This window comes from Streptomyces sp. NBC_00523 (assembly GCF_036346615.1).
Taxonomy (GTDB): domain Bacteria; phylum Actinomycetota; class Actinomycetes; order Streptomycetales; family Streptomycetaceae; genus Streptomyces.
This window is the reverse complement of sequence record NZ_CP107836.1, coordinates 2450173-2475662: the sequence shown is the minus strand read 5'-3', so window position 1 is coordinate 2475662 and position 25490 is coordinate 2450173. Positions and strand designations below refer to the sequence as shown.

At 73.9% G+C, this 25490-nt stretch carries 20 protein-coding genes; 7 read left to right on the top strand and 13 right to left on the bottom strand.

Going from position 1 to position 25490, the window contains the following annotated elements:
- Positions 1-43: 43 nt before the first annotated feature.
- Both OHS17_RS11160 and OHS17_RS11155 read right to left on the bottom strand, forming a co-directional pair.
- Entirely contained in the window at positions 44-1261 is a 1218-nt protein-coding gene (locus tag OHS17_RS11160) for a PP2C family protein-serine/threonine phosphatase (RefSeq protein WP_330312032.1), read from the bottom strand.
- 2 nt (positions 1262-1263) lie between these two features.
- Positions 1264-3693 (bottom strand): tetratricopeptide repeat protein, encoded by a 2430-nt coding sequence (locus tag OHS17_RS11155; RefSeq protein ID WP_443053244.1) that lies wholly within the window; start codon positions 3691-3693, stop codon positions 1264-1266.
- Here OHS17_RS11155 and OHS17_RS33880 point away from each other — a divergent pair.
- Positions 3677-3973, top strand: a complete 297-nt coding sequence (locus OHS17_RS33880; protein ID WP_020207348.1) for a hypothetical protein — start codon at positions 3677-3679, stop codon at positions 3971-3973. The genes OHS17_RS11155 and OHS17_RS33880 overlap by 17 nt on opposite strands.
- A gap of 34 nt (positions 3974-4007) precedes the next feature.
- On the opposite strand, the gene OHS17_RS11150 is transcribed toward OHS17_RS33880, so the two are convergent.
- The 10 genes from OHS17_RS11150 to OHS17_RS11105 form a co-directional block, all read right to left on the bottom strand.
- Positions 4008-5348: a hypothetical protein gene (locus OHS17_RS11150; protein WP_330312030.1), complete on the bottom strand. Its 1341-nt coding sequence runs from the start codon at positions 5346-5348 to the stop codon at positions 4008-4010.
- 75 nt (positions 5349-5423) lie between these two features.
- The gene (locus tag OHS17_RS11145) at positions 5424-6395 is read right to left on the bottom strand and encodes a glutamate ABC transporter substrate-binding protein (protein WP_330315222.1); all 972 of its coding nucleotides are present in this window, start codon (positions 6393-6395) and stop codon (positions 5424-5426) included.
- Positions 6396-6490: 95 nt separating this feature from the next.
- Entirely contained in the window at positions 6491-7915 is a 1425-nt protein-coding gene (locus OHS17_RS11140) for a hypothetical protein (RefSeq protein WP_383168134.1), read from the bottom strand.
- A gap of 321 nt (positions 7916-8236) precedes the next feature.
- The gene (locus OHS17_RS11135) at positions 8237-9211 is read right to left on the bottom strand and encodes an N-acetylglucosamine kinase (protein WP_330312029.1); all 975 of its coding nucleotides are present in this window, start codon (positions 9209-9211) and stop codon (positions 8237-8239) included.
- Complete coding sequence (locus OHS17_RS11130) at positions 9202-10467, bottom strand: 6-phospho-beta-glucosidase (RefSeq protein WP_330312028.1); 1266 nt, start codon at positions 10465-10467, stop codon at positions 9202-9204. Before OHS17_RS11130 ends, OHS17_RS11135 begins: the two co-directional genes overlap by 10 nt.
- A gap of 3 nt (positions 10468-10470) precedes the next feature.
- Entirely contained in the window at positions 10471-11373 is a 903-nt protein-coding gene (locus tag OHS17_RS11125; protein WP_073863541.1) for a carbohydrate ABC transporter permease, read from the bottom strand.
- Position 11374: 1 nt separating this feature from the next.
- On the bottom strand, positions 11375-12316 hold the full coding sequence (locus OHS17_RS11120) for a carbohydrate ABC transporter permease (RefSeq protein ID WP_330312027.1): 942 nt from the start codon (positions 12314-12316) through the stop codon (positions 11375-11377).
- 10 nt (positions 12317-12326) lie between these two features.
- Entirely contained in the window at positions 12327-13664 is a 1338-nt protein-coding gene (locus OHS17_RS11115) for an ABC transporter substrate-binding protein (RefSeq protein WP_330312026.1), read from the bottom strand.
- Positions 13665-13725: 61 nt separating this feature from the next.
- Complete coding sequence (locus OHS17_RS11110) at positions 13726-14943, bottom strand: ROK family transcriptional regulator (RefSeq protein ID WP_330312025.1); 1218 nt, start codon at positions 14941-14943, stop codon at positions 13726-13728.
- A gap of 126 nt (positions 14944-15069) precedes the next feature.
- Complete coding sequence (locus OHS17_RS11105; RefSeq protein ID WP_330312024.1) at positions 15070-16125, bottom strand: mechanosensitive ion channel family protein; 1056 nt, start codon at positions 16123-16125, stop codon at positions 15070-15072.
- 193 nt (positions 16126-16318) lie between these two features.
- On the opposite strand from OHS17_RS11105, the gene OHS17_RS11100 reads away from it, so the two are divergent.
- Positions 16319-16855: an HNH endonuclease gene (locus OHS17_RS11100; RefSeq protein ID WP_330312023.1), complete on the top strand. Its 537-nt coding sequence runs from the start codon at positions 16319-16321 to the stop codon at positions 16853-16855.
- Between the two features lie 66 nt (positions 16856-16921).
- On the opposite strand, the gene OHS17_RS11095 is transcribed toward OHS17_RS11100, so the two are convergent.
- Positions 16922-19924 (bottom strand): beta-N-acetylglucosaminidase domain-containing protein, encoded by a 3003-nt coding sequence (locus OHS17_RS11095; RefSeq protein WP_330312022.1) that lies wholly within the window; start codon positions 19922-19924, stop codon positions 16922-16924.
- 314 nt (positions 19925-20238) lie between these two features.
- Here OHS17_RS11095 and OHS17_RS11090 point away from each other — a divergent pair, with 314 nt between their 5' ends.
- From OHS17_RS11090 to alc, 5 genes are all read left to right on the top strand, one after another.
- Positions 20239-20505, top strand: coding sequence for a hypothetical protein (locus OHS17_RS11090; protein WP_018106041.1), 267 nt, complete (start codon positions 20239-20241; stop codon positions 20503-20505).
- Positions 20506-22659 carry a 4-alpha-glucanotransferase gene (gene malQ, locus OHS17_RS11085; RefSeq protein WP_330312021.1) on the top strand — a complete coding sequence of 718 codons (2154 nt, stop codon included), beginning with the start codon at positions 20506-20508 and terminating at the stop codon, positions 22657-22659.
- Positions 22660-22721: 62 nt separating this feature from the next.
- Positions 22722-22952 (top strand): hypothetical protein, encoded by a 231-nt coding sequence (locus tag OHS17_RS11080; RefSeq protein ID WP_026171913.1) that lies wholly within the window; start codon positions 22722-22724, stop codon positions 22950-22952.
- A gap of 127 nt (positions 22953-23079) precedes the next feature.
- On the top strand, positions 23080-24018 hold the full coding sequence (locus tag OHS17_RS11075; RefSeq protein WP_330312020.1) for a LysR family transcriptional regulator: 939 nt from the start codon (positions 23080-23082) through the stop codon (positions 24016-24018).
- 59 nt (positions 24019-24077) lie between these two features.
- Positions 24078-25217, top strand: coding sequence for an allantoicase (gene alc, locus OHS17_RS11070; protein ID WP_330312019.1), 1140 nt, complete (start codon positions 24078-24080; stop codon positions 25215-25217).
- Positions 25218-25490 lie beyond the last annotated feature (273 nt).

The following is a 25490-nucleotide window of genomic DNA, read 5'->3' as shown; positions in this document are numbered from 1 at the left end:
GATCGCACGCACCAGACGCCGCTCCTTCTTCCACGGGCATTTGTCAGGCACCCCCTTGCGGTGACACGGCGAACGGCAGCAGCGCCACTGTTACGTTGTCGTGGCCGCCGCCGTCCAGGGCGTGGCCGACCAGGACCTGGGCGCCGTGCAGCGGGCGGGCGTACGCGTCCTCGGGCACCGCGGCGGCCATCTCGGCGGCGGACTCCGCGTAGTTCCACAGGCCGTCCGTGCAGACCACCACCAGGCCAGGACGGTCCGGTTTGAACGAGGCGGTGTGCGGCTCCAGTTCGTACGCGTCCGCGCCGAGCCAGCCCGTGATGGCGTGGGCGCGCTCGTCCGCGTACGCCTCCGCCTCGTTCATCAGGCCCGTCGCCACCATCTGCGCGGCCCACGAGTCGTCCTCGGTGAGCCGGGCGGGCGCGGTGGAGCGGTCCTCGGGCACCCAGTACACGCGGCTGTCGCCGACCCAGCCGACGACGAGCAGCCCGGCCGCCACGACCGCGCCGACCAGGGTGCACGCCGGGGCGTTCTGGTGGCGGTGCTGCTCGCGCTCCTGACCGGCCTGCTCGGCCAGCCGGTTGACCGACTCCGCCGCCGCCACGATCGCCTCGTGCATCGCCTGCTGCGGATGCGTGCCGCGCGGCAGCGACGCCAGCAGGGACTCGTTGGCCGTGCTCGCCGCCGCCGCCGACGCCTCGTCGGGCCGGCTGGCCGAGGACACCCCGTCGCAGACGATCGCCACGACGGCCGGGGAGCCGTCCGGCAGGGCCGTCGTGGACACCGCGAACGAGTCCTCGTTGCGGTGGTGGCGCAGCCCCCGGTCGCTCACCGCGGCGACCGCGCCGAGCTCCCGCTCCATGTGGTCGCGCTCGCGCGGCTGGGCGTGGCCGCAGTTCTCGCAGTAGCCGTCGCCGTCGACCCGCCCGGCCCGGCAGGCCACGCACACCTTGCCGCCGGCCGCCGGGGCCGGGGCGGGCGCGGGAGCCTGCGCGGGCTCCGGGACCGCACGGGGATCGGGCGCCGCGCCCGGGGCGGCCAGCTCGAAGTCGCCGGAGGCGCCCGGCCCGTCGTAACGGGCCCCGGACGCCGGGTCCGCGGCCGCCGCCGGGGTGGCGATGGCGACCGTCGGGCGGTCGAGGGGCGGCTCGGGCACGGCCGACAGGTCGTACCCGCAGGCGCCGCAGAACAGGTCGCCCTGCTCCAGCGGCTCCTCGCAGCCGGGGCACCTCGGCAAGACGGTCTCCTGGTGGTTCTGCGACATGTTCACACCCACGTTCGGGGGCGGAAGCGGTTGGCCCGCTCCACCAGTTCGATCCTCTCGGCCCCGGGCTCCGCGAGCCGGGCGAGCATCCGGTACGCACGCTCCAGGCCGAACCGCAGTCCGCGCTCGTCCAGCTCGCTGCCGAGCAGCGTCCCCGGGCCGTGCGGCCCGGCGGGCTGCGGGCCCGAAGGGCTACCGGAGAGTACCCAGTCCAGCGCCGTACCGAGCACCTCCGTCGAGAGGCGTTCCCGCCGGACCGCGTCGAGCCCCAGCCCCGAGAGGGCCGACACCTGGGCCGAGGCGGCCGTCAGGTCCGCCATCAGCGGCTCGTCCGGGGCCCGTTCACGCAACCGGGCCCGGACGGCGGCGATCCGGGCCGCCGTGTAGTGGATCGACGCCTCCGGCACCGACTCCAGCGTCCGGACGGCCGAACTCCGGTCACCGGCCGCGATCTGCACCCGGGCCAGACCGAAGGCCGCGCTCACGAAGCTCGGGTCGGTCAGCCACACCAGCCGGTAGTACTCGGCGGCGTTGTCCAGCTGCCCCAGGACCTCCGCGCAGATGCCGAGGGCCAGCTTCGGCGCGGGCTCCCCGGGGAAGGCGTCGTACACCGCGTCGAACGACAGCGCGGCGTTCTCCTTGTCACCGGCCACCAGCGAGGTGAGGCCCCGGTACCAGACGACGCGCCAGTCGTCGGCGTGCTGCCCCTCCAGCTCGGCCAGGGTCTGCGCGGCGGCGGCGAGGTCGCCCATCTCCAGGCGGGCGCGCAGCTCGCGCAGCCGGGTCTCCAGCGACGCGGCCGGCACCGCCTGCAACGCGGCGATCAGCTCGGCGGGCGCCGAGGCCATCACCCCCGCCAGGAACCCCGCGTTCGGGTCGCTCGCGTCCACCCGGGGCACGGGCAGCGCGAGCGAGGTCCCGCGCACGTCGAGCCCGGCCAGCCGGGGCGCCCCGGAGCCCGCCGGCACCGGAGCGGCACCGGGGGAGGGGACCGGGCTGCGCGGAGCGGGGACGCTCGCGGCGGGCGCGTACGGCAGGGGGCCCGGGCCGGTGCCCGCCCCGCCCGGCGTACGGACATGGGTGGCGGCCGAGGGCACCGGTGCCGCGCCTGTCGGCGAGGCGGGAGGCGGCCCGGCGGGCAGCGCCCCCGGTATCCCACCGGGCGGGGTGGCGGCGGCGGGCGCCGGGGCGGCCGCACCGCCGCGGCGGCGGCCGGAGCGGCCCCCGGACGCGGCGTCGGTCCGCGCGCCCAGGCGCGACACCTCGCCCGTCCCGTCCGCGAACAGCTCCGTGTCGGTGACCCGCAGCTCCGCCCCGAACAGCGTGGACAGCGCCGGGCGCGGGCGCCCCGACTGGAGCGAGACCACCTCGCGCAGCACGCCCGTCAGCTGCTCGGCCATCTCCGCCGCCGAGGCGAACCGGCGGGCCGGGTCGGGGTCGGTGGCGCGGACCAGGAGCCGGTAGAACGACTCGTAGCTCCGGAACACCTCGATGTTGTCCGGGTCCGGCAGCGAGTCCACGAAGACGTTCGTGTACCCCTGGAAGTCGAAGGTGAGCACCGCGAGCGTGCGCGCCACCGTGTACAGGTCGGAGGCGACCGACGGGCCCACCTCCGCGACCTCGGGCGCCTGGTAGCCGACGGTCCCGTAGATCGCCGACTCCTCGTCGTCCATCCGGCGGACCGCGCCCATGTCGATCAGCTTCAGCTGGTCCTCGGTCTGGATCGCGTTGTCGACCTTGAAGTCGCAGTACAGCAGATTGCGGCTGTGCAGGTGACCCAGCGCCTCCAGGGCCTCGATGCCGAACGCGCACGCCTGCTCGACCGGCAGCGGATCGCGCTTCCCGGCCGGTGTGCGGCGCTCGTTGGCGATCTCCTTGAGCGACTTGCCGCCGACGTACTCCATGACGATGTAGCCGTCGAGCGAACCGGTCCGCTGGTCCAGGTGCTCCACGAAGTTGTAGATCCGGACGATGTTGGAGTGCTCGATCTCCGCGAGGAACCGCCGCTCCGAGATCGCCGCCGCCATCGCGTCCTGGTCACCCGTGTCGAGCAGGCCCTTGAGCACCACCCAGCGGTCCGAGACCGCCTTGTCCACCGCGAGGTAGACCCAGCCGAGCCCGCCGTGCGCCAGACAGCCCGCGACCTCGTACTGCCCGTGGACGACGTCGCCCGCCTCCAGCTTCGGCACGAAGGAGTACGGGTGGCCGCACTTGGTGCAGAACCCCTCGGTGCGGCCCGGCCGGTCGCCCCGGGACCGGCCCACCGGCGCCCCGCAGTCGGAGCGCGAGCAGAACCGCTTGCGCTCGGGCACCTCCGGGTTCTCCATCACGGCCGTACGCGGATCGGGCCGCGGTACGTCCGGCACCTGCACCAGACCCGCGCCCAGCCGGTTGCGGCCCGAGGCGTTGGTCGACTTGGCGGAGGAGCGCACCGACACCGACTGCGCGCCGGTCCGGCCGGACAGCGACAGCGACCGCGAGAGCCGCCCCGACACCGAACGCCGCGACGTCGAGGAACGCGACGAGGAGCGCGAGGACGCCCGCGAGGAGGACTGCGAACTGCTCCGCGCCGACGTGCTGTTGGACCCCCGGCTGCCCCGGCCGCCGCCCGCGACCCCGGTGGGCGGCGAACTCACCATGCCGTTCGGCGAGACGACCGGCGCCAGACCGCAGGTGTCGCAGTACAGCTCACCGCCGCCCATGTCCTCGTAACTGCCCTCGCACGCGGGGCGCTGGCACTGCGTACTCATGTCCGTTCCCCCTCTTCGCCCCGCCGCCACGACGGATTGTCACCTCTGCTCAGCAGGTCCAGCGCCGCGTCCTGATAGCGCTGCACCGCCTGCGCCGCCACCCGCAGATCGCACGGGGCGCTCCACAGCATCCGGCGCGCCGCGTCGTACCGCTCGATCAGGACCGGGTCCTCCGCCAGGCCGTGGCGGGCCACCTTCGCCTTGTACGCGTCGAGCCGACCACGCAGCTCGGCCCGGACAGCCAGCGGCGCGGTCACCGCCGTCAGCTGCTCGCGGGCCCTCAGCAACTCCTCCTCGGCCTCCCGCTCCAGGGTCTCCAGGAGCGGCGAGAGCCGGTGCCAGCGGGCGTGCCTGCGGTACTCCGACGCGGCGGCCAGGCGCTCCTGGAGGACGGTCGGCGGTCCGTTGACCACGGGCACCTCCGACGCGGCGATCTTGGCCAGCACCTCGCCGCGCGCCACCCGGGCCTCGGCCAGCGTGCGGTCGGCCCGGGACAGCACGTCGCGCAGGTGCACCAGCCGTTGTTCGGCGTCCTGCCGTACGGCGAGCACCGCCTCGACCTCGCGCCGCACCTCTTCCAGCGCCCGGGCCGCCCGGTCGTAACGCGTCGTGTCGGGGCGCCCGCCGCCGGGCGCCGCGCTCCCGGGCCCCGGCAGCCAGAAGGCCAGCGGGTCCGCGATCACCTGCTCCCGCAGCGTGGCCAGCTCCGCGGTGATCGCGTCCAGGTCGTCGCCCGCCGGGTGCTCACCGGGCCGGACGCCCACCGAGTGCGCCAGCGAGTGGGTGCGGCGCAGCTCGGCGGCGAGGAGGTCTATGCGGGCGGGCATCGCCGACCACACGGCGTCCGAGGCCACCACCATGTCCAGGGCGCTCGCGTACAGGCCGTTCATCCGGGAGACCAGCTCCTCCAGCGTGAACCGCTCGGAGAGGCGGGCCGGGCCGGAGACGGACGGGTCGTGCCCGGCGGCGCCGTGCGCCACGGTGACGCCCTGGCCGCGCAGCAGCTCGGTCAGGGCCGTCAGGTCCTCGCGGTTGGGGTGGCGGCGCCGGGCCCGCACCTCGCGGGCCCGCTCCAGCACCCCCGTGTACGCGTCGAAGTAGCTCCACAGCAGCGTGACCGACCGCTCGGTGACGGCCCATCGCTCCCTGGTGACACCGGACAGCTCGGCGCCCTCCAGGAGCCTGCGGCCCGCGTGGTCCTGGAGGGCGAGGAGCGAGGTCTCGATCGCCTCGTGCTCCGCGCCGAGCCGGGACAGCGCACGGTCGGCCTCGTCCCGGTCCATGACCGGACCGGGGGGCCGGGCCGCGTAGCTGGGGAAGGGGCCAGCGACGCCCATCGATCACCTCTCCGCTCTCCCCGCCGGGCCTGGGCCCCGCGGGATCAGTGCCGCCGCCCGCCGGGCGGGGCCGCGCTAGTCCCGGTACTTCGGCTCCGGCGGGGCCTGGACCCCCGGCAGGCCGTCCTGGAGCCAGGCGCGGTACGACTTCATCCAGAGGCTGTCCGCGCCGCCGGCCCGGTAGTCGACCAGGACCTTGTTGACCCGGGACACCAGGTCGTCCGCGCCCTTCTTCGTGGCCACGCCGTAGTACTCGGTGGTGAACGGGTCACCCTTGAGCTCGACCGCCGGGTCCTGCGCGGCCTGGCCCGCGGCCAGCGCGTTGTCCGTGACGACCGCGTCGACCTCGCCCAGCTGGAGCCGTACCAGGCAGTCCAGCTGGTTGGGGACGGTCAGCCGGTCCTCGTCGGCCGGGGTGCCGTCGTGCTCGTCCTTGAAGACCGAGCCGAACGACTCCTTCTCCAGCGCCTCGTACGCCGTCGAACCCTCGGCGGTGCAGATGCGCTTGCCGGCCAGCGTGGAGTTGAAACCGGTGATGGAGTGGTCCTCCTTCGCGGCGAGGACCTGCTGTCCGGCCTGGAAGTAGGCCGTGGAGAACGAGACCTGCTTCAGCCGGGCGCAGTTGACCGTCATCGTCCGCACGACCACGTCGACCTTGTCGTTCTCCAGCGCGGCGATGCGCTGGTTGGTCGGGATGGCCCGGAAGATCACCTTGTCGCCGTCACCGAGGATGTCCTTGGCTAGGGCCCGGACCAGGTCGATGTCGAAGCCTTCGAGGTCCCCGGTCTCCGGATTGCGGAAGCCCCACTGGAAGCTGTTCTGGTCGACGCCCGCGATGAGCTTGCCGCGCTCCTTGATCTTGCGGACCGCGTCCCCGTCCGCCTTGCCCGGCCGGAGGCTCGCCTCCGGGTCCGTGCAGCCGTCGGCCTTCGCCTGGAGGGCGTGCGCCGCGCCGGGCCCCGTCACCTGGGGGCCGAACACGTCGTCGCCCGGGTGGGAGAGGGGCAGCAGGGTCAGCGCCGCGGTCAGCGCGCAGGCGGCGGCCATCGCGGTCACCCCGCCCCAGCCGCGCAGCCGGTGCAGTGGACGTCCGTGTCCGGAAAGGCCCGTCCTCGGGTCCTTCGCTGTCATCGCTCCCCCTGTCACCGGAACTCCGAGAGCCTGCGGTTGACGCCGACGATCCCCGCGACCGCGCCCAGCACGGCCAGGATCACCGCGCCGGCCGGCAGGCCGCCCAGGGCGCCGCGGCCGTCCCGCGCGGCCCGGGTGAAGTCGTCCTGCTCGTGCGCCAGGGCGTCGCGCAGCGCGTCGTCCACCTTCTTGAAGGACTCGCCGGTCGAGTTCTCCTGGCCGATGATCTGCTCCAGGGCCGATTCGTAGTCCCCGGCGTCGTCGGTCGTGCGGGCCGTACGGTGGCGGCCCTGCCACTCCTTGACCGCCTCGGCCGCCGCGGCGACGGGCTTGCCGCCCTCGCCGTCGCCGGTGTCGTCGGCCAGCTTCGCCGCCGCGGCCAGCTCGCCGCCGAGCGCCTTCATGCCCGCCGTGTAGTCGGTCTCGTACTTGTCGTTCTTGCCGTCCGCGGTGAGCACCGCGCCCCGGGCGACCACCGTCAGGTTCTCGTCGGCGCGCGCCTTCAGCGAGTCGATGCGCGCCCGGTTGAGCACGTCCATGGGCCGCTGCCCGTGCGAATCGGCCTCGGCCAGGCCGGACCTGGCCACCGTGTGCCCGACCGCGAGCCACAGCAGCAGCACCACCGTCGCGGCCGTCGCGGCCAGCAGACCGTGGTTGAACACCCGGTTCGTCCGGCGGTAGTTGCGGCGCTGCGCCCAGACCAGCACGGCCAGCGCGACGACCCCGGCGACGAGCGAGAAGAGCGGCCGGCTCCGGGCCGAGCTCTGGTCCTCGCCGAGCCGGCCGGTCTCCGCCGCGTACAGCCGCTCGGCGGCCGGCAGCAGCTCGCCGGACATGGCCTGGTTCGCGTACCGCAGATAGGCGCCGCCCAGCGGAAGCCCCTGGCGGTTGTTGGCGCGGGCGCGCTCGATCAGGCCCGTGTAGCGGGGGAGTCCTTCGTTGAGCGTGGTGATCTCGCGGCCGGACGCGGTGGCCGCGTCGGTGTTCGCCGCGGCCTTCACCAGCAGCCGGGACGCCTCCTCGATGTCTTTCACGTACTGGTCGTGCACCGCGCGCGGCTCCTGCGGCCCGGCCAGGAAGCCGCTCGCCGCCGCCGCGTCCGCGTCCGCGAGCGAGCGGTAGATGCCCGCCGCGTCCGCGCTGAGCGGCTGGCTGCGCTCCACCACGTCGTCGGCGGAGGCGGCCCGGTCGTTGATCTCGACCGCCGTCACCGCCCCGAACACGAGGACCAGGAACGCCAGGACGGCCCCGATGATGCGCAGCCGGCCCGGTTCGGTGGTCGCGGCGGCACGCAGCCGCCCCACGACGGCGGCCCGGGTGCTCGGCTGCTGCGGAACGGGCGCGGGCGCCGGCACGGGCGCGGGCGCGGCCTCCGGCGCAGGCGGCTGTCCCAGCGCGCGTTGCAGCGCCTCACGCGCACTCGGCGGGTGTGTCACTCGACCTCCCCCTCGGTCACTGACGGCGGCCCGCCCCCGGCCGATCGGGGGACTGGTGCCCGGCCAGAAGTATGGCCTCAGGGACCGGTACCCACATCCAGAACGCCTGGATCGGGCACCGGACCACGCGGCGGCCGGCGGTGACCGGCCGCGGTCAACCGCATTCGATCAAGACCGGCGCCGTTGATCAAGGCGAACGGCACGATCCCCCTCCGGACCGTCCTCCCCATCAACAACACGACTGGGACGCGCGATCGGTTCCCTCACGCGAAAGGCGCCCCGCAACCCGCAGGCTACGGGACGCCCCTGACGGCCCGGTGGTCAGGCGTACTGCGCCCGCAGCCGCGCGTACACCCCGGGCGCCGCTCCCGTGTGGTCCAGGCCCAGGAGCCCGGCGCCGAGGACCGGCGACTCCTGCACCACGCGCACCACGGCCTTCGGGGCCCGCGCCGCGAGGAGTTCGCGGACGCGGTCGTCCAGCTGCGGATGGCGCGCCGCCAGAACGCTGCCGCCGAGCAGCACCGGCGCCTCCTCGTCCAGCAGCCCGAGGCGGGTCAGCGCGACCGAGGCCAGCGCCACGACCTCCTCGGCCAGCCGGTCCACCAGGGCCCGCGCCACCGGGTCGCCGGCGGCGCCCGTCGCGAAGAGCACCGGGGCCAGCTCGTGGCGGCGCTCCGGTGCGATGCGGCCCAGGTGCAGCGCCTCGATCAGCGCGTACATCGAGTCGAGCCCGAAGTGCGCGGGGAGCGTCCGGGCCAGCTCGGTCGGCTCGCCCCGGCCGTCCTCGGCGCGCGCGGCGAACCACAGCGCCTCCTCGGACAGGCCCGAACCGCCGCCCCAGTCACCGGAGATCCGCCCGATCGCCGGGAAGCGGGCGGTGCGGCCGTCCGGGACCATGCCGACGCAGTTGATGCCCGCGCCGCAGACCACGGCCACGCCGAGCGGCTCGTCCACCCCGGCCCGCAGGATCGCGAAGGTGTCGTTGCGCACCTCGACGGTCCGGCCCCAGCCGCGCGCGGCCAGCGCCACCGTCAGCTGCTCCTCCTCGACCGGCAGGTCCGCGTTGGCGAGGCAGGCGGACACGTGGGCGACCTGCCCGGCGTCCGCCCCGGCCTCGGTGAACGCCCGCTCCACCGCCGCGCCGAGCACGTCGACGGCCGTCTCCACTCCGGCCAGCGGCGGCTGGAACCCGCCGCCCCTGGCCGTGGACAGCACCGTGCCGTCCGCACCGATGAGGGCCACATCGGTCTTGCTGTTCCCCGCGTCGATCGCGAGGACGTAACCGTTCACGCCCACGCGAGGTGCTCCCGGTTGTGCGCGATCAGCTTGTCGGTCAGCGCCTCGGCGTACGCGAACTGGCCGATCAGGGGGTGCGCGAGCAGCGCCTTGAACACCCGGTCCCGGCCGCCGTGCAGCGCGGCCTCCAGGGCGAGGTCCTCGTACGCCGTGACGTTGGCGATGAGCCCCGCGTACAGCGGGTCCAGGGCGGGCACGGCGAGCGGCGTGGCGCCCGAGCCGTCGACCTTCGCCTGGACCTCGATCACCGCGTCGTCCGGGAGGAACGGCAGGGTGCCGTTGTTGTACGTGTTGACCACCTGGTGCGCCGAGCCGCCGCCGCCCAGGAGGGCCGCCGCCAGGTCCACGGCCGCCTCCGAGTAGAAGGCGCCGCCGCGCTTGGCGAGCAGCGCGGGCTTCTCGTCGAGCGCCGGGTCGCCGTACATCGCCAGGAGCTCCTTCTCCATGGCGGCGACCTCGGCGGCCCGGGAGGGCTTGGTGCCGAGCTCGCGGACGACCTCGTCGTGCGCGTAGAAGTACCGCAGGTAGTACGAGGGGACGACGCCGAGCCGGTCCACGATCGCGCGCGGCATGTGCAGGTCGTCCGCGATGGCGTCGCCGTGCTCGGCGATCAGCCGGGGCAGCACGTCCTCGCCCTGCGGGCCGCCGAGGCGGACCCCGGTCTCCCAGGTGAGGTGGTTCAGCCCGACGTGGTCGAGGTGCACCTCGCCGGGGGCCACGTCGAGCAGCCGGGCGAACTTGCGCTGGAAGCCGATGGCCACGTTGCACAGGCCGACCGCCTTGTGCCCGGCCTGGAGGAGGGCGCGGGTGACGATGCCGACCGGGTTGGTGAAGTCGATGATCCAGGCGTCCGGGTTGGTGCGCCGGACCCGTTCGGCGATGTCCAGGACGACCGGGACGGTGCGCAGGGCCTTGGCGAGGCCGCCGGCCCCGGTGGTCTCCTGGCCGATGCAGCCGCACTCCAGGGGCCAGGTCTCGTCCTGGTTGCGGGCGGCCTGGCCGCCGACGCGCAGCTGGAGCAGGACGGCGTCCGCTCCGGCGACGCCCGCGTCGACGTCCGAGGTGGTGACGATGCGGCCCGGGTGGCCCTGTTTGGCGAAGATCCGCCGGGCGAGGCCGCCCACGAGGTCGAGCCGGTCGGCGGCCGGGTCGACGAGGACCAGCTCTTCGACCGGCAGCGTGTCACGCAGCCGGGCGAATCCGTCGATCAGTTCGGGGGTGTAGGTGGACCCGCCACCCACTACAGCGAGCTTCATGGTTCAGCCCTTTACTCCGGTCAGTGTGACGCCCTCGACAAAAGCCTTCTGTGCGAAGAAGAAGACGACGATCACAGGGGCCATGACCAGAACGGTCGCGGCCATGGTCAGGTTCCAGTCGGTGTGGTGTGCGCCCTTGAAGGACTCCAGTCCGTAACTCAGCGTCCAGGCACCCGGGTTCTCGGAGGCGTAGATCTGCGGGCCGAAGTAGTCGTTCCAGGCGTAGAAGAACTGGAAGAGGGCGACGGCGGCGATCCCCGGCTTGGCCATCGGCACCACCACGCGCAGCAGGGCGCGCAGTTCGCCGCAGCCGTCGACCTTCGCCGCGTCGAGGTACTCGTCGGGGATGGTCAGCAGGAACTGCCGCAGCAGGAAGATGGAGAACGCGTCGCCGAAGGCCATCGGGATGATCAGCGGCCAGAGCGTGCCGGACAGGTCCAGCTGCTTGGCCCAGAACAGGTACATCGGGATGACCACGACCTGCGGCGGCAGCATCATCATCGAGATGACGAGCATCAGCGACAGATGCCGGCCGCGGAAGCGGAACTTGGCGAGCGCGTACGCCACGGGCAGCGAGGACACCACCGTGAGGACGGTGCCGGCTCCCGCGTACAGCAGGGTGTTCCGCCACCAGGTCAGGAAGCCCGGAGTGTCGAACACCCGCTTGTAGTTGGCCCACTCGAAGGGGTGCGGCCACAGGTCCCGGGTGAGGGTCTGCTGGTCGCTCATCAGCGAGGTGAGCACGAGGAAGACGAACGGCAGCACGAAGAAGAGCGCCGCCGCCACGCCGAGCGCGTGCACGGCGATCCAGTTCAGCAGCGCCTTGCGGCGCGCGACGCGCTGGGCCGGGGTGACGGGGTCACTCACCGGTCCGGCGGCCTTCGGGTGGTCGAGAACCTGCGCCATGTCACTCACCTGCCTGGATCAGTCCGCTGCGGCGCCGCATCAGCAGTGCGGTGAACGCCATGGCGAGGACGAAGAGAACGAGCGCGACCACACAGGCGGAGCCGTAGTCGAAGCGCTGGAAGCCGAGGTTGTAGACCAGCTGCGGAAGCGTCAGTGTCGACTTGTCGGGATAGCCGGGTTCGAACTGCTGGCCCGAACCGCCCATGACCCCGGACGCGACCTTCCCGGCCACCAGCGGCTGGGTGTAGTACTGCATCGTCTGGATGATGCCGGTGACCACGGCGAACATGATGATCGGCGAGATGTTCGGCAGCGTGACGTACCGGAACCGGTGGTACGCGGTCGCCCCGTCCAGCTCCGCCGCCTCGTACTGCTCCTTCGGTACGTCGAGCAGCGCGGCCATGAAGATCACCATCAGGTCGCCCACCCCCCACACCGCGAGCGCGGTCAGCGCGGGCTTGGACCAGGTGGCGTCGGTGAACCAGCCGGGCGTGCCCATCCCCAGGTCGCCGAGGATTGAGTTGACCGGTCCGGTGCCGGGGTTGAGCAGGAAGACGAAGCCCAGCGTGGCGGCGACCGGCGGCGCCAGATAGGGCAGGTAGAACAGCGTCCGGAAGACGCCCGCCCCCGTCTTGATCTTGGTGATCAGCATCCCGACACCGAGTCCGAAGACCACCCGGCAGGCCACCATGACGATGACCAGCCACAGGGTGTTGCGCAGCGCCGGCCAGAACAGCGGGTAGTCGGTGAAGACGTACGACCAGTTCTTGAAGCCGCTGAACTCGGGGGCGGAGAAGCCGTCGTAGCTGGTGAAGGAGAAGTAGACCGTGGAGATCAGCGGGTAGGCGAAGAAGACGCAGAACCCGATCAGCCAGGGCGACATGAAGGCCGCCGTCCGAAGCGCCGACCTGCGGCGCTTCGAACGGAGTGTGTACGTGCTCATCGCGTCGGCTCTACTTCGCCTGGGCGATCGCCGCGTCGATTTCCTTCGCGGTCTTCTCCAGCCCCGCCCGGACGTCCTTCTGCTTGCCCTTCTCGACGTCGAAGCCGAGGTTCTGCAGGGAGGTCAGGTACGCGCCGCCGTTCACCGAGGGCGGGGTGGTGGTCGACTTCGGGTTGGCCGCGATGTCCAGGAAGACCTTGAAGCGCGGGTCGTACTTCAGCTTCGGCGACTTCAGCGCCTCCAGCGTGGAGGGCACGTTGTGGATGGCGTTGGCGAAGTTCACCACCGCGTCGGTGTCGGTCGTCATGAACTTGACCAATTCCCAGGCCGCGTTCTGCTTGCTGGACGTGGCGGCGATGCCCGCGATGGTGCCGGTCAGATAGCCCTTGCCGTACGTGTCGGCCTCGTCGTCCGCGACGGGCATCGGGGCCACCCCGATCTCGAAGCCCGGCTTGGTGTCCTCGGCCATGCCGAGCCGCCACTCGCCGTCCAGCTGCATGGCGACCTGGCCGGTGTGGAACGGGTGCTTGGCGCCCCACTCGTCTCCGAAGCCGGTACGGAACTTCTCCAGTTTCGCGTAGCCGCCGAGCGAGTCGACCAGCTTCTTCTGGTTGGTGAGCAGCGCGGCGAACGCCGGGTCCTTCGCGATGTTGGACTTGCCGTCCGCGTCGAAGTAGGTGGGGTTCCAGGCGCCGAGGTAGTGCTCGGTGGTCGACTCGTAGCCGTGGTAGTTCGGCATGAAGCCCAGCTGCTCGTACGAGTCGCCCTTGGTCTTCGTCAGCTTCTTGGCGTCGGCCGCGAACTCGGACCAGGTCTTCGGCGGGTTCGCGATCCCGGCCTTCTTGAACGCGTCCTTGTTGTAGTAGAGCCCGTACGCGTCACCCAGCAGCGGGACCGTGCAGCGCACCCCGTCGTACTGGGTGTACTCGTTCATCGCCTTCGGGAAGGTGGACTCGGGGTCGATGCCGTCCTTCTTCAGGAACGGGTTGAGGTCCACGAACGCCTTCGAGGAGCAGAACTTGCCCACGTTGTTCGTGGTGAACGAGGAGACCACGTCCGGCGCCTTCGACCCGCCGGCGCGCAGCGCCTGGTTGATCTTGTCGTCGGTCATGTTGCCGACGACCTTCACGTGGATGTTGGGGTGGGCCTTCTCGAAGGCGGCGATCGTGGCCTCGATGCCCTTCACCTCGCCCGGCGCGCTCCAGCCGTGCCAGAACGTGATGGTCGTCTCCTTGGACGCGTCATCGTTGGCCCCGGAGCTGCTCTGCCCGGTACAGGCGGAGGCGAACAGGGCTATCGCGGCGGTCGCGGCGAGCGCGACGGCCGGCTTCCGGCGGTTTCCGGACATGGTGGTGTCTCCCGGTGAAGCGGTGGGCAGCAAGGGACGGACGGAAGGAAGGTGAGAGAGGTCAGCGTGAGGTGTCGAACACTTCGTCGCGGGTGGTGGCCAGCGCGCTCTCCAGCGCGCCGCGCAGAACGGGCCGTCGGGTGACGTCCCCGGCGAGCAGCCGGGGCCTGGACGCGGCGAGCTCGGCCAGCTCGGCCGCGACCCGGGCGCGCAGCTGCTCCCCGCCGCGCGCGAACAGCTCGCCGGAGAGCACGACGATCTCGGGGTCGAGGACGGCGACCAGGGAGGCCAGGCCGGTCGCGAGGCCGGTGGCGAACCGGTCGAGCAGCGCGGTGTACGGCCCCGCCTCGCCCCGCTCCGCGGCCTCGGCGGCCCGGCCCACCAGCTCGGCGCCGACCTCGTGATGGGTGCCGGAGCCCGGCGCGTCCTCGATGCCCAGCTCCCGGGCCAGCCGCGCCAGCACCTGGGCGCCCGCCAGCTCCTGGAAGCCGCCCGCGTTGGCCTTGGTGACCTGGCGGACCAGCGGCGCCCCCGGCACCGGCAGGAAGCCGACCTCGCCGGCGCCCCCGGTGAAGCCCCGGTGCAGCCGGCCGTTGATGACGAGGGCGGCGCCCAGGCCCTCCTCGTTCCACAGGAGCACGAAGTCGTCGTGGCCCCGGGCCGCCCCGCTCCGCTGCTCGGCCACCGCGACGAGGTTGACGTCGTTCTCGTACTCGACGGGCATCGGCAGCACCGCCGCCAGCTCGTCGAGCAGCGTGGTGGAGTGCCAGCCCGGCAGGTGCGAGGCGTACCGCAGCCGGCCCGTGTTCGGGTCGAAGGCGCCCGGGGTGCCGATGACCACCCGGTGCACGGCGGCCCGGGTCAGCCCGGCGGCCGCGACCGCGCCGTCCAGCGCCTCGGTCACCTCGCGCACCACGCTGTCGGCGCGCCGCCCGGGGGTCCGCAGCTCGAACTCCCCGACCGTCTCGCCGGTCACATCGGCGACGGCGGCGACGATCCGGTGGGCGTTCACATCGAGCCCGGCGACATGGGCGGCCGAGGCGTTGACCGCGTACAGCTGGGCGTTGGGGCCGGGGCGCCCGGCGGCGGTGCCGGTGGCGACGACGAGCCCGGCGGCTTCGAGGCGGGCCAGCAGCTGGGAGGCGGTGGGCTTGGAGAGCCCGGTGAGCTTCCCGATCCGGGTCCGCGACAGGGGACCGTGCTCCAGGAGCAGATCCAGAGCGGCACGGTCGTTCATGGCGCGCAGGACGCTGGGTGTGCCCGGCGTGTTTCCGGCCATGAGCGTGGCACCTGCCCCTCTGTTAGGAAAGTTTCCTATTCGGTGAGAGGAAGGTAGGGCCCGGGCCACCGGGGCGTCAATGACCTGACCCCCGGTGGCAACCAAAGCGTTACCGGGCCGGGCGGGCTACTTCGTGGTGCTCGGCGGGATCGGGGTCGTGGCGAGCGACTGCGGGGAGGTCGCCGAGGCGTACGCGGACGGGGCGGCCATCCCGGCCGTGGGGTCGGCGCCCTCCGCGGCCTCCTCCGGGGTGCCGGTCACCATGCTGATGCCCGCCGTGTCCAGGGCCACCTTGATGCGCCAGCGCAGCTCGCGCTCCACACCGGCCGCCTCGCCCGGCATGGTCTTCGCGCTCACCCGGACCGTCATCGAGTCCAGCAGCACCGTGTCCAGGCCCAGGATCTCCACCGGGCCCCACAGCCGCTCGGTCCAGGGATCCTCCTTGGCCATCTCCTGGGCGGCCTCGGTGATCACCGCGCGGATCTTCTCCAGGTCCTCCGTCGGGCGGACCTGGACGTCGACGCCCGCCGTGGACCAGCCCTGGCTGAGGTTGCCGATCCGCTTGACCTCGCCGTTGCGGACGTACCAGATCGCGCCGTTCTCACCGCGCAGCTTGGTGACGCGCAGGCCCACCTCGATGACCTCGCCGGAGGCGACGCCCGCGTCGATCTGGTCGCCGACCCCGTACTGGTCCTCCAGGATCATGAAGACCCCGGACAGGAAGTCGGTGACCAGGTTGCGGGCGCCGAAGCCGAGCGCGACGCCGGCGACCCCGGCGGAGGCGAGCAACGGGGCCAGATTGATCTGGAACGCGCCCAGGATCATCAGCGCCGCGGTGCCCAGAATCAGGAACGAGGCGACCGAACGGAGCACCGAGCCGATCGCCTCCGACCGCTGGCGGCGGCGCTCCGCGTTGACCAGGAGACTGCCCAGCGCGGTGCCCTGGACGGCCTGCGCGCTGCGGTTCATCCGTTCGATGAACTTGCTCAGGGCGCGGCGGACCAGATGGCGCAGAACGATCGCGACGGCCGCGATGAGGACGATCCGCAGCCCCGTGTTCAGCCAGGTGGACCAGTTCTCCTCCACCCAGCCCGCGGCGTCTCCCGCCTGCTTCGCGGCTTCGTCCAGCGAGCCGCCCGGCTCGGGTGACGGGGCTGCGGCCAACAGGGCGGACAGGGACACGGCGAGACCTCCAGGGGGCGGGCGCTGAGCGGAAGAGCGCTGAACAACCACACTAACGGGGGACCCGTGCGGGAAAAATTCCTTCCGGCCCGTTACCCGTACGTGGTGGCGCTCCGACCAGGCGTGAGGGGAGACTGGGAGCGGAGATCGTCCCGGCGCGAGCCACGCGCCGCCGGCGTACAAGGAGGCATACGTGCCGCATGTCCTGGTTCTCAACGCGTCGTACGAGCCGCTCGGCGTCGTACCGCTCCGCCGCGCACTCGTCCTCGTCCTCGAGAACAAGGCCATCTGTCTTGAGGAGTCCGGCGCCCTCATGCACAGCGAAACCCGGGTCGTCCCGGCCCCCAGCGTCGTCCGGCTCAAGCGGTTCGTCCGCGTCCCCTACCGGGGTCCGGTGCCGCTGACCCGGCGGGCCCTGTTCGCCAGGGACGGCGGGCGCTGCATGTACTGCGGGGCCGCCGCGACCAGCGTCGACCACGTCATCCCGCGCAGCCGTGGCGGCCAACACGCCTGGGACAACGTGGTGGCGGCCTGCCGCCGCTGCAACCACGTCAAGGCCGACCGCCATCTGCCCGAGCTCGGCTGGCGGCTGCACCAGCAGCCCGCCCCGCCGACCGGACTGGCCTGGCGGATCATCGGCACGGGGCACCGCGACCCGCGCTGGCTGCCCTATCTGCAACCGTTCGGCGCGGACGACGCGATGGCCCGGATCGACGGCATCTCAGCCTGAGACCGGGCCTGTCTGTTTCCGGGGCGGTCCGCCGCACCGGGATCCAGGCGCGCCCGGCCCCGCCCCTCAGCCGTCCTCCGCCACCGCGTACGCCGCGGCCGACCAGAGCGAGATCCCGTACTTCGTGGCCCGCTCGTCGCCCACCACGCGCACGAACCGGGTGTCCTTCGCGTCCATCCGCACCGACTCGCGGCCGCCCTCGCCCTCGCGGACGGTCGCGGCGGTGCGCCAGGTGCGGCCGTCCGAGGAGACCTGGACGCGGTAGCGCGAGGCGTACGCGTCCTGCCAGCGCAGCTCCAGCTTGCCGAGGCGGACCGGGGCGGGCAGTTCCGCCTGCCACCACGACCCGTCCTCCGCCGGGGAGGACCATCGGGTCTCCGGATCGCCGTCGGACGCGGCGGCCGCCGGGAAGTCGGCGGTCTCGTCGCCCGACGAGGAGGCGGTGGCCCCGCGCAGCAGGTCGGGCCCGGCGGTGCGCGGGTAGGCCCGCACGGTCAGCGTGGTCCGCTCGTCCCCGAAGGTGAACGGCACCTCGTACTCGCCGGCCGGGGTGTCCTCGGGGACCGTGATCTCCACCGGGACCTCGGTCCGCGTCCCGCGCGGCACGGTCGTACGCTTCGGCACCCGGACCTCGATGCCCGCGGGGGCCTTCGCGGTCAGCCGGCCGCGCACCTCGGCCGGGCGGCGGCCGGACAGCCGGGCCCGGACCTCCTGCGGCCCGCCGCCGATGACCGCGTCCGTCTCGCCGCGCGCCAGGTCCAGCCGGGCGGCCGGCTCGTCGCCGAACCAGGGCACCAGGGAGCGCACATCCGGGGCGGTCCCCGCGCGGACGGACGCCCCGGCCAGCGGCGGGATGATCAGGGGCGGGGCCCCGGCCGCCAGCGGGGTCGCGGCCGGCCAGCTGATCCGGACCGCGTCGGCCCGCACCCCCTCGCCCGCCGCCTGGGTCCACCCGCCCGCCGACAGCGGGCCGAGCGCGCGCCACCCCTCGCCGGGCACATGCGCCTGGACCGTCGCGCCCACCGCCGCCCCGTCGTCCGGCACGGTCGTCGCGGTGACCGCCTCCAGCGGGCGGGCCCGGTCGAGCCGCACCGTATAGCTGCCCGGCGCCTTCGACACCTTGCCGCCCGGCCGGTCCCTGCCGGTCCAGGAGCGGGCCTCCTCGCGGACCCCGTCGAGGAACGGGTCGAGCACGCCCTCGCCGACCTTCGCGCCGCCTGCCGCGATGTCCTTCCGGACCTGGTCCAGCGCCAGGGACGCCCGCCAGGCGGCGGCCCCGTCGCCCCGGGCCTGAGCGCACAGCAGGTCCACGGCCAGCTCGCCCGCGTGGCCGTAGCGGGACAGCTGCGCGCTCCACGGGCGGACCTCGGCCCCGAGCCGGCCCCCGGCGACGCCCGCGAGCCGCGCCGGGGCCGCCCGCATCTCGCCGAACGCGTCCCGCAGCCGGTCCGCCGCCGCGTCGAGCGCCCTGCCGTCGCCGTCCGCGTACGCCTCGCGGAACGCGGCGATCAGCGGCCGCAGATACGCGGACTCGGTGGAGCCGAGCACGGAGCCCGCGCTGTTGCCCGCGAGCGCCCGCAGCGCACCGCCGCTCCGGCCGTCGCCGCCCGCGAGGTCGTCGATCGCGGCCTCCCAGGACTTCGCGGAGTCGTAGCCCCTCGGGTTCCACGCGAAGTCGGCGGCCGTGAAGAGCGGGATGCGGGAGGCGGCGGGCTGCTCCATCGCGTTGGCCAGCAGCGCCGCCGAACCGGACGCCACCGCCGGGTCCCGGCCGGTGTACGGGCCGAGGAAGATCCGGTCCTGCGCGTAGTCGTTGACCGGGTAGTTGTCCATGGTCACCAGCGGGTGCCGGAACGCGGCGCGCGCCCCGGCCAGTTCCCCGCCGGTGATGGTCCTCGGCACGACGCCGACGCCCGTCCAGGCGACCTCGACCCCGTCCGCCAGCTCCCGGGCCAGCGCCGTGCGGTACGCCGTCGTGCCGTCCTGGTAGTACTCGGTCGGCATCACCGACAGCGGCAGGGCGTCCGGGTGGCGCTGGGCCAGGTGCCGGGCCACGCCGTTCACGACGCGGGCCTGCGCGCGGGCCGCCGCCGCGGGGCCGCTGCCGAAGGTGTCCGCGTCGGCGGCGCAGTGCCACTCGCTGTAGCTGACGTCCTGGAACTGCACCTGGAAGACCCGCACCCCCAGGTCCCACATCGCGTCGATCTTGCGGTTCAGCGCCTTGAGGTCGCGGTCCGACGACAGGCACATGGCCTGACCCGGCGCCACCGCCCAGCCGAGCGTCACGTGCTCGGCTCCGGCCCGCTCCGCCAGCGCCCGGAAGTCCGCCTTGCGCGCCGCCGGGTACGGGTCGCGCCAGCGGGCCTGGCGGTACGGGTCGTCGCCCGCCGCGTACAGATAGCGGTTCTGCTTGGTGCGTCCCAGGAAGCCGAGCTGCGCGAGCCGGTCCTCCTGGCTCCACGGCTGCCCGTAGAACCCCTCGGTCAGTCCGCGTACGGCGGTGGCCGGCCAGTCCCGGACGGTGACCCCGGCGACCTTCCCGCCCCGGACCAGCCGGCGCAGCGTCTGCACCGCGTGGAACAGCCCGTCCTCGCCGACGCCCTCGACCGCCACCGTGTCCCGCTTCGCGACCCGCCCGGCCGCCAGCCGGTAACCGCCCGCCGGGAGATCCGCGCGGTCCGGGGCGCCCAGGCCGCGCAGCGCGTCCGCCGCCCCGTCGCCGCCCAGCCGCAGGACCGGACCGGCGCCCGGCAGCGCCTCGTGGACCGTGCGCACCCCGGCGTCCGCCAGGACCGCGCGCAGCGCCTTCACGGCGTACGGATCGGCCGCCGGGTCCGCGATCAGGGTGACCTCGCGGCCCAGGGCGACGGCCGGCCCGGCCGCCGCCATGCTCTGCGGGCGCGGCCACACGGCGGGGAGCGCGGAGTCCGCCGCACGGCTCCGGTCCGCCGCTGACCTGGACGCCGGGTCCGGGGGAGCGGCGAGCGCGGCCGGGGCCCCGGTGGCGAGCAGCCCGCCGAGCACGGCCACGGCGACGGCCGTCGCCCGCGTCCTCCCACTGAGCCGCATCCCTGTCTCTCCCCTCGCCCCGGCCGATGGCCTCCGAGCCCACCACCCCGCGCGCGAGGGTGTCAATGCGCGAGGCGTTCGGTACGGAAATGCCCTGATGTGACCGATGTGATGAACGGGGCGCGTGCGGCGGGGCGATACGCGAAAGACAGCGCCGAATGGCCGAAAAAGGCGAACGTCTTGCGGGCAACCGGCTCTCCGGGAACGGAATGTGACCCGGAGCACGTTGAACTCGTTGTCGTAACGCCTACGTCTGCGGCGGCGTCCGCTGGGTAGGCCGTCACTGTCCTGTTCTCCACGGCCAGGAGGCCACCATGCCCGCCATCGCGCAGCGCCCGCTCTCCGCCCTCTCCAAACAGGCATCCGGTCCCGCCCCGCTGATCAGCGCCTGCCCCGCCACCGTGCCCGGCCCGCTCACGAGCGAAGCACCGCTCGCCGACGCCATACCCCTGACCAGCGAGCCCCCGCTCGCCGAGGCCACCCCCCTGACCAGCGAGCCGCCGCTCGCCGTCCTCGCCCCGCTGACCAGCGAACCGGCCGCGTCCGGCTGCGCATGGGGCACGGAGTCCCCAGGAGTCTGAATGGGCTTGTCCCGGCTCGCCGCACTGCACGGCGTCGCCACCTCCTTCTCCCCGTCCGCCGGCGTCACCGGGCCCGTCCCCGAGGCCACGGTCGTCGCCGTGCTCGGCGCGCTCGGCGTGGACGCCACGACGCCCGAGGCGGTACGCGACGCCCTCGCCGCCGCCGAGTCGGCCGCCCGCACCCGGCTGTTCCCGGACACGCTGGTGGTGTGGTCCGGTGAACCGCTGCCGCCCGCGCTGACCGGACTGCCGCCCGGCACGGAGCTGACCGTCCGGCTGGAGGAGGGCGCCGAGGAGGCGGAGCCGGCCCGGATGCGGGTGCCCTCCGGGGGGCCTGATCCGGCCGGACCGGGCAGCGCCTGGTGGGCCGAACCCCCGCTCGGGGTGCACCGGCTCACCGCCCGCGCCCCGGGCCGCGAGCCGCAGGACTGCACGCTCGTCGTCGCCCCGGCCCGGGTGCCGCAGCCGCCCGCCCGCACCCACGGCTTCCTCGTCCAGCTCTACTCCCTGCTCTCCGCCCGCTCCTGGGGCATGGGCGACCTCGGTGACCTCGCCGACCTCGCGTCCTGGTCCGGCCGCCGCCTCGGCGCCGGGTTCGTCCAGGTCAACCCGCTGCACGCGGCGGTGCCCGGCGACCCCACCGACCCCTCGCCCTACCGCCCGTCCTCCCGGCGCTTCCCCGACCCCGTGCACCTGCGCGTCGAGTCCGTCCCGGAGTACGGGCAGGTGACCGACCCGGTCGCGCTGGACGCGCTCCGCCGCAAGGGCGCCGAGCTGCGGGAAGCCGTCCTGGACAAGGGCGCCCTCATCGACCGGGACGCCGTCTGGGCCCTCAAGCGGCAGGCCCTCGACCTGGTCCTCGCGGTCCCCCTCACCCCCGGCCGGCACGCCGAGTACTGCGACTTCCTCGCCGACCGGGGCCGCGCCCTGGAGGACCACGCCCTGTGGTGCGCGCTCGCCGAGGTGCACGGCCCCGACTGGCACGGCTGGCCCGAGGAGCTGCGCGACCCCCGCTCCGACGCCACCGCCCGCGCCCGGGCCGAGCTGCTGGACCGGGTCGACCACCACTGCCGGCTCGCCTGGCTGACCGCCACCCAGCTCGCCGACGCCCAGCGCGCCGCCCGGGAGGCCGGGATGCCCGTCGGCGTCGTCCACGACCTCGCGGTCGGCGTGCACCCCGGCGGTGCCGACACCTGGGCCCAGCAGGACGCCTTCGCCCACGGCATGTCCGTCGGCGCGCCCCCGGACGCGTTCAACGCGCGCGGCCAGGACTGGGGCCTGCCGCCCTGGCGCCCGGACGCCCTCGCCGCCTCCGGCTACGCCCCGTTCCGCGGCCTGCTGCGCGGCCTCCTCGCCCACGCGGGCGCCCTGCGCATCGACCACGTGATGGGGCTCTTCCGGCTCTGGTGGGTGCCCGAGGGCCGCCCGCCCACCGAGGGCACCTACGTCGCGCACGACGCGGAGGCGATGCTCGCCGTCCTGGTCCTGGAGGCGCACCGGGCCGGCACCGTCGTCGTGGGCGAGGACCTGGGCACGGTCGAGCCCGGCGTCCGCGAGGCGCTGGCCCGGCGCGGCGTCCTCGGCACCTCGGTGCTCTGGTTCGAGCGGGACTGGCCGGGCGACGGGCGCCCCCTGGCCCCCGAGCGGTGGCGCCGGGACTGCCTGGCCACCGCGACCACCCACGACCTGCCCTCCACGGCTGCCCGGCTGACCGGCGACCATGTGACGCTCCGCCACCGCCTCGGCCTGCTCACCCGCCCCCTGGACGAGGAGCTGAGGGAGGACGGCGCGGACACGGCCGAGTGGCTGGCCCTGCTCACCCGGCTCGGGCTGCTCCCCGAGGGCGCCGCGCTCCCCGCGGCCGGAGCGCTCCCCGGCGGCGGGGACGAGGAGGCGGCCGTCCAGGCCGTCCACCGCTTCCTGCTGCGCACCCCCGCCCGGATGACCGGGATCTGGCTGCCCGACACCGTCGGCGACCGCCGCCCGCAGAACCTCCCGGGCACCTGGGACCAGTACCCCAACTGGCGGCTGCCCGTCGCCGACGCGGAGGGCGTCCCGGTCACCCTGGAGCAACTGGCCGCCTCGCCCCGGCTGCACCGCCTGATGGACGTTCTGCGCGCCCCGCAGGAGCCCCTGGAGGGCCGCCTGCCGTGAGCCGGACCCCGTACGGCACCCCCGGGCGCGCGGCCCGCGCGGGCGTTCGCTACGTTTGCACCGTGGACAAGAAGAACGCTATGCGCGCCGGCGCCGTCGCCGCCGGAACGACGCTGATGATGCTGCTGATGTCGTCCCCCGCGCTCGCGCTCACCCGCGACGACGGCGACGACCCGGGTACCGGCCTGAGCGTGATCGACACGCTCGGTCTGTTCGTCCTGGCGCCCCTCGTGCTCTTCGGCGTCATCGCGGGCCTGGTCATGGTGCTCGACAAGTCCAAGAAGCAGGTCTGACCCACCTGCCCGGCGACCGGGGCCCCGCCCCGGTCCCGCCCCGCACGGCACGGGTGCGTCGCACGGTAGCCACTACCGCGCGGCGCACACGCATGTCCGGACCCGGGCGCACCGGTAGGTTGCGCCCATGACCGAGTGGGACGTCAAGAAGCTCCGCATCCTGCGCACCCTGCGCGACCGGGGCACGGTCACCGCGACCGCCGACGCCCTGCTGATGACCCCCTCGGCGGTCTCGCAGCAGCTCTCCAACCTGGCCAAGCAGCTCGGCGTGCCCCTCCTGGAGGCCCAGGGCCGGCGCGTCCGCCTCACCGACGCCGCCCATCTCGTCCTGCGCCACGCCGAGGCGGTCTTCGCCCAACTCGAGCGCGCCGACGCCGAACTGACCGGCTATCTGCGCGGCGAGGCGGGCGAGGTCCGGGTCGCCGCGTTCGCCACCGCCGTGCCCGCCCTCGTCGTCCCGGCCGTGCAGCGGCTGCGCGCCGACCCGCGCCCCGGCCCCGAGGTCCGGGTGCGCGAGGCGGAGGCCGCCCAGGCGTACGAACTGCTCGCCGCCGCCGAGGTCGACCTCGCCCTGTCGCTGGCCGCCGAGGCCCCGACGGCCCGCGACCCCCGGTTCGCCGTCCTGCCGCTGCTCGCCGACCCGCTCGACGTGGCGCTCCCGGCCGGCCACCGCCTCGCGGACGCGCCCGGGCTGCGCCTCGCCGACCTGTCCGCCGAGCCCTGGATCTACGGCGGTTCGGGCCCCTGGTCGGAGATCACCGTCTCCGCGTGCCGGGCGGCGGGCTTCGTACCCGAGCAGGCGCACAGCGCGTCGGGCTGGACCGCGATCCTCGCCATGGTCGCCGCCGGTCTGGGGGTCGCCCTGGTCCCGCGCATGGCCTCGGCGGAACGGCACGGGCGGGAGGGCGTGGTGATGCGGGTGCTCGACGCGGACCGGCCGCGCCGCCATGTGGTCGCCGCCGTCCGGCGCGGGGGAGAGGAGGCCCCGGCGGTGGCCCGGGTTCTCGCGGCGCTCCGCGAGGCGGCGGAACCGTACGGGGACAGCGCGACCGTTCAGCAAAGCTGAACGATCCATGCGGAAACTTTCGATGGACCTACCGGCTTCCGGCATACGACAGTGAACGCATGACCACCGAACAGAATGAGATCCGGAACGACGACCCCCACGCCAACGACGCGGCCCCGTACGGCGGCGGTGACCCCTACGCCGACTACCGCGCAGCCGACCTCCCCTTCACCGACCTCGTGGACCTCGCCGACCGGCGGCTCGGCGCGGGCGTGATCGCCGCCAACGACGAGTTCTTCGCCCAGCGCGAGAACCTGCTCGTCCGGGAGCGCGCGGTCTTCGACCCCGAGCACTTCGGTCACAAGGGCAAGATCATGGACGGCTGGGAGACCCGCCGCCGCCGCGGCGCCGACGCGGAGCACCCCTTCCCGGCCCCCGACGAGCACGACTGGGCGCTGATCCGGCTCGGCGCCCCCGGCATCATCCGCGGCATCGTCGTGGACACCGCCCACTTCCGCGGCAACTACCCGCAGCGCGTCTCCGTCCAGGCCACCTGTGTCGAGGGCGCGCCCGGCCCGGAACAACTGCTCGCCGACGACGTGAAGTGGGAGGAGATCGTCCCCCCGACGCCCGTGCGCGGCCACGCCGCCAACGGCTTCGAGATCACCGGCGGACGCCGCTGCACCCACATCCGCCTCTGCCAGCACCCCGACGGCGGCATCGCCCGCCTTCGCGTGCACGGCGAGGTCGTCCCCGACCCGTCCTGGCTGGCCACGCTCGATACGTTCGACCTGATCTCGGTCCTGAACGGCGGCAGTTACGAGGACGCCTCGGACCGGTTCTACTCCTCGCCGACGCAGATCATCCTGCCCGGCACCTCGCGCAAGATGGACGACGGCTGGGAGAACCGCCGCCGCCGGGTCCGCGACACCAACGACTGGGTGCGCTTCCGGCTGCCCGCCCAGGGCGCCGTCCGCGCGGTCGAGATCGACACCGCCTACCTCAAGGGCAACGCGGCCGGCTGGATCGCCCTGCAGGGCCGGGACGGCGAGAGCGGCGAGTGGTTCGAGATCATCCCGCGCACCCGCCTCCAGCCCGACACCCTGCACCGCTTCCCGCTGCCGGACGAGGCCGTCGTCACCCACGTACGGCTCGACGCCTTCCCCGACGGCGGCGTCGCGAGGATGCGCCTGCACGGCTCCCTGACGGAGTCCGGCGCGGCGGACCTCAGGGCCCGTTACGAGGCGTCCGCCTCGTAACCCCCCGCCCCGCCCGGCGGACGGCTGCGCTTCAGCGCCTGTCCGCCGGGCGGTTTCCATGTGCCCCGCTCCCGCCGACGCCCGGCGGAGAATTTCTGGGTGTGAAGGCCCGGTGAACGGGCAGAGGGGTGTTCGTGCCTTCGTCTACCTGTCTCCCCGGCCCCTTTCGCCCGGCCCGGACCGCCTCCCGGGCCGGTGCTGTTCGCCACTTCCGTGCGGCACCAGAAGTGTTCGAGTGATGGCATACGCTGCGAGGGATCACAGCCAAGGGCC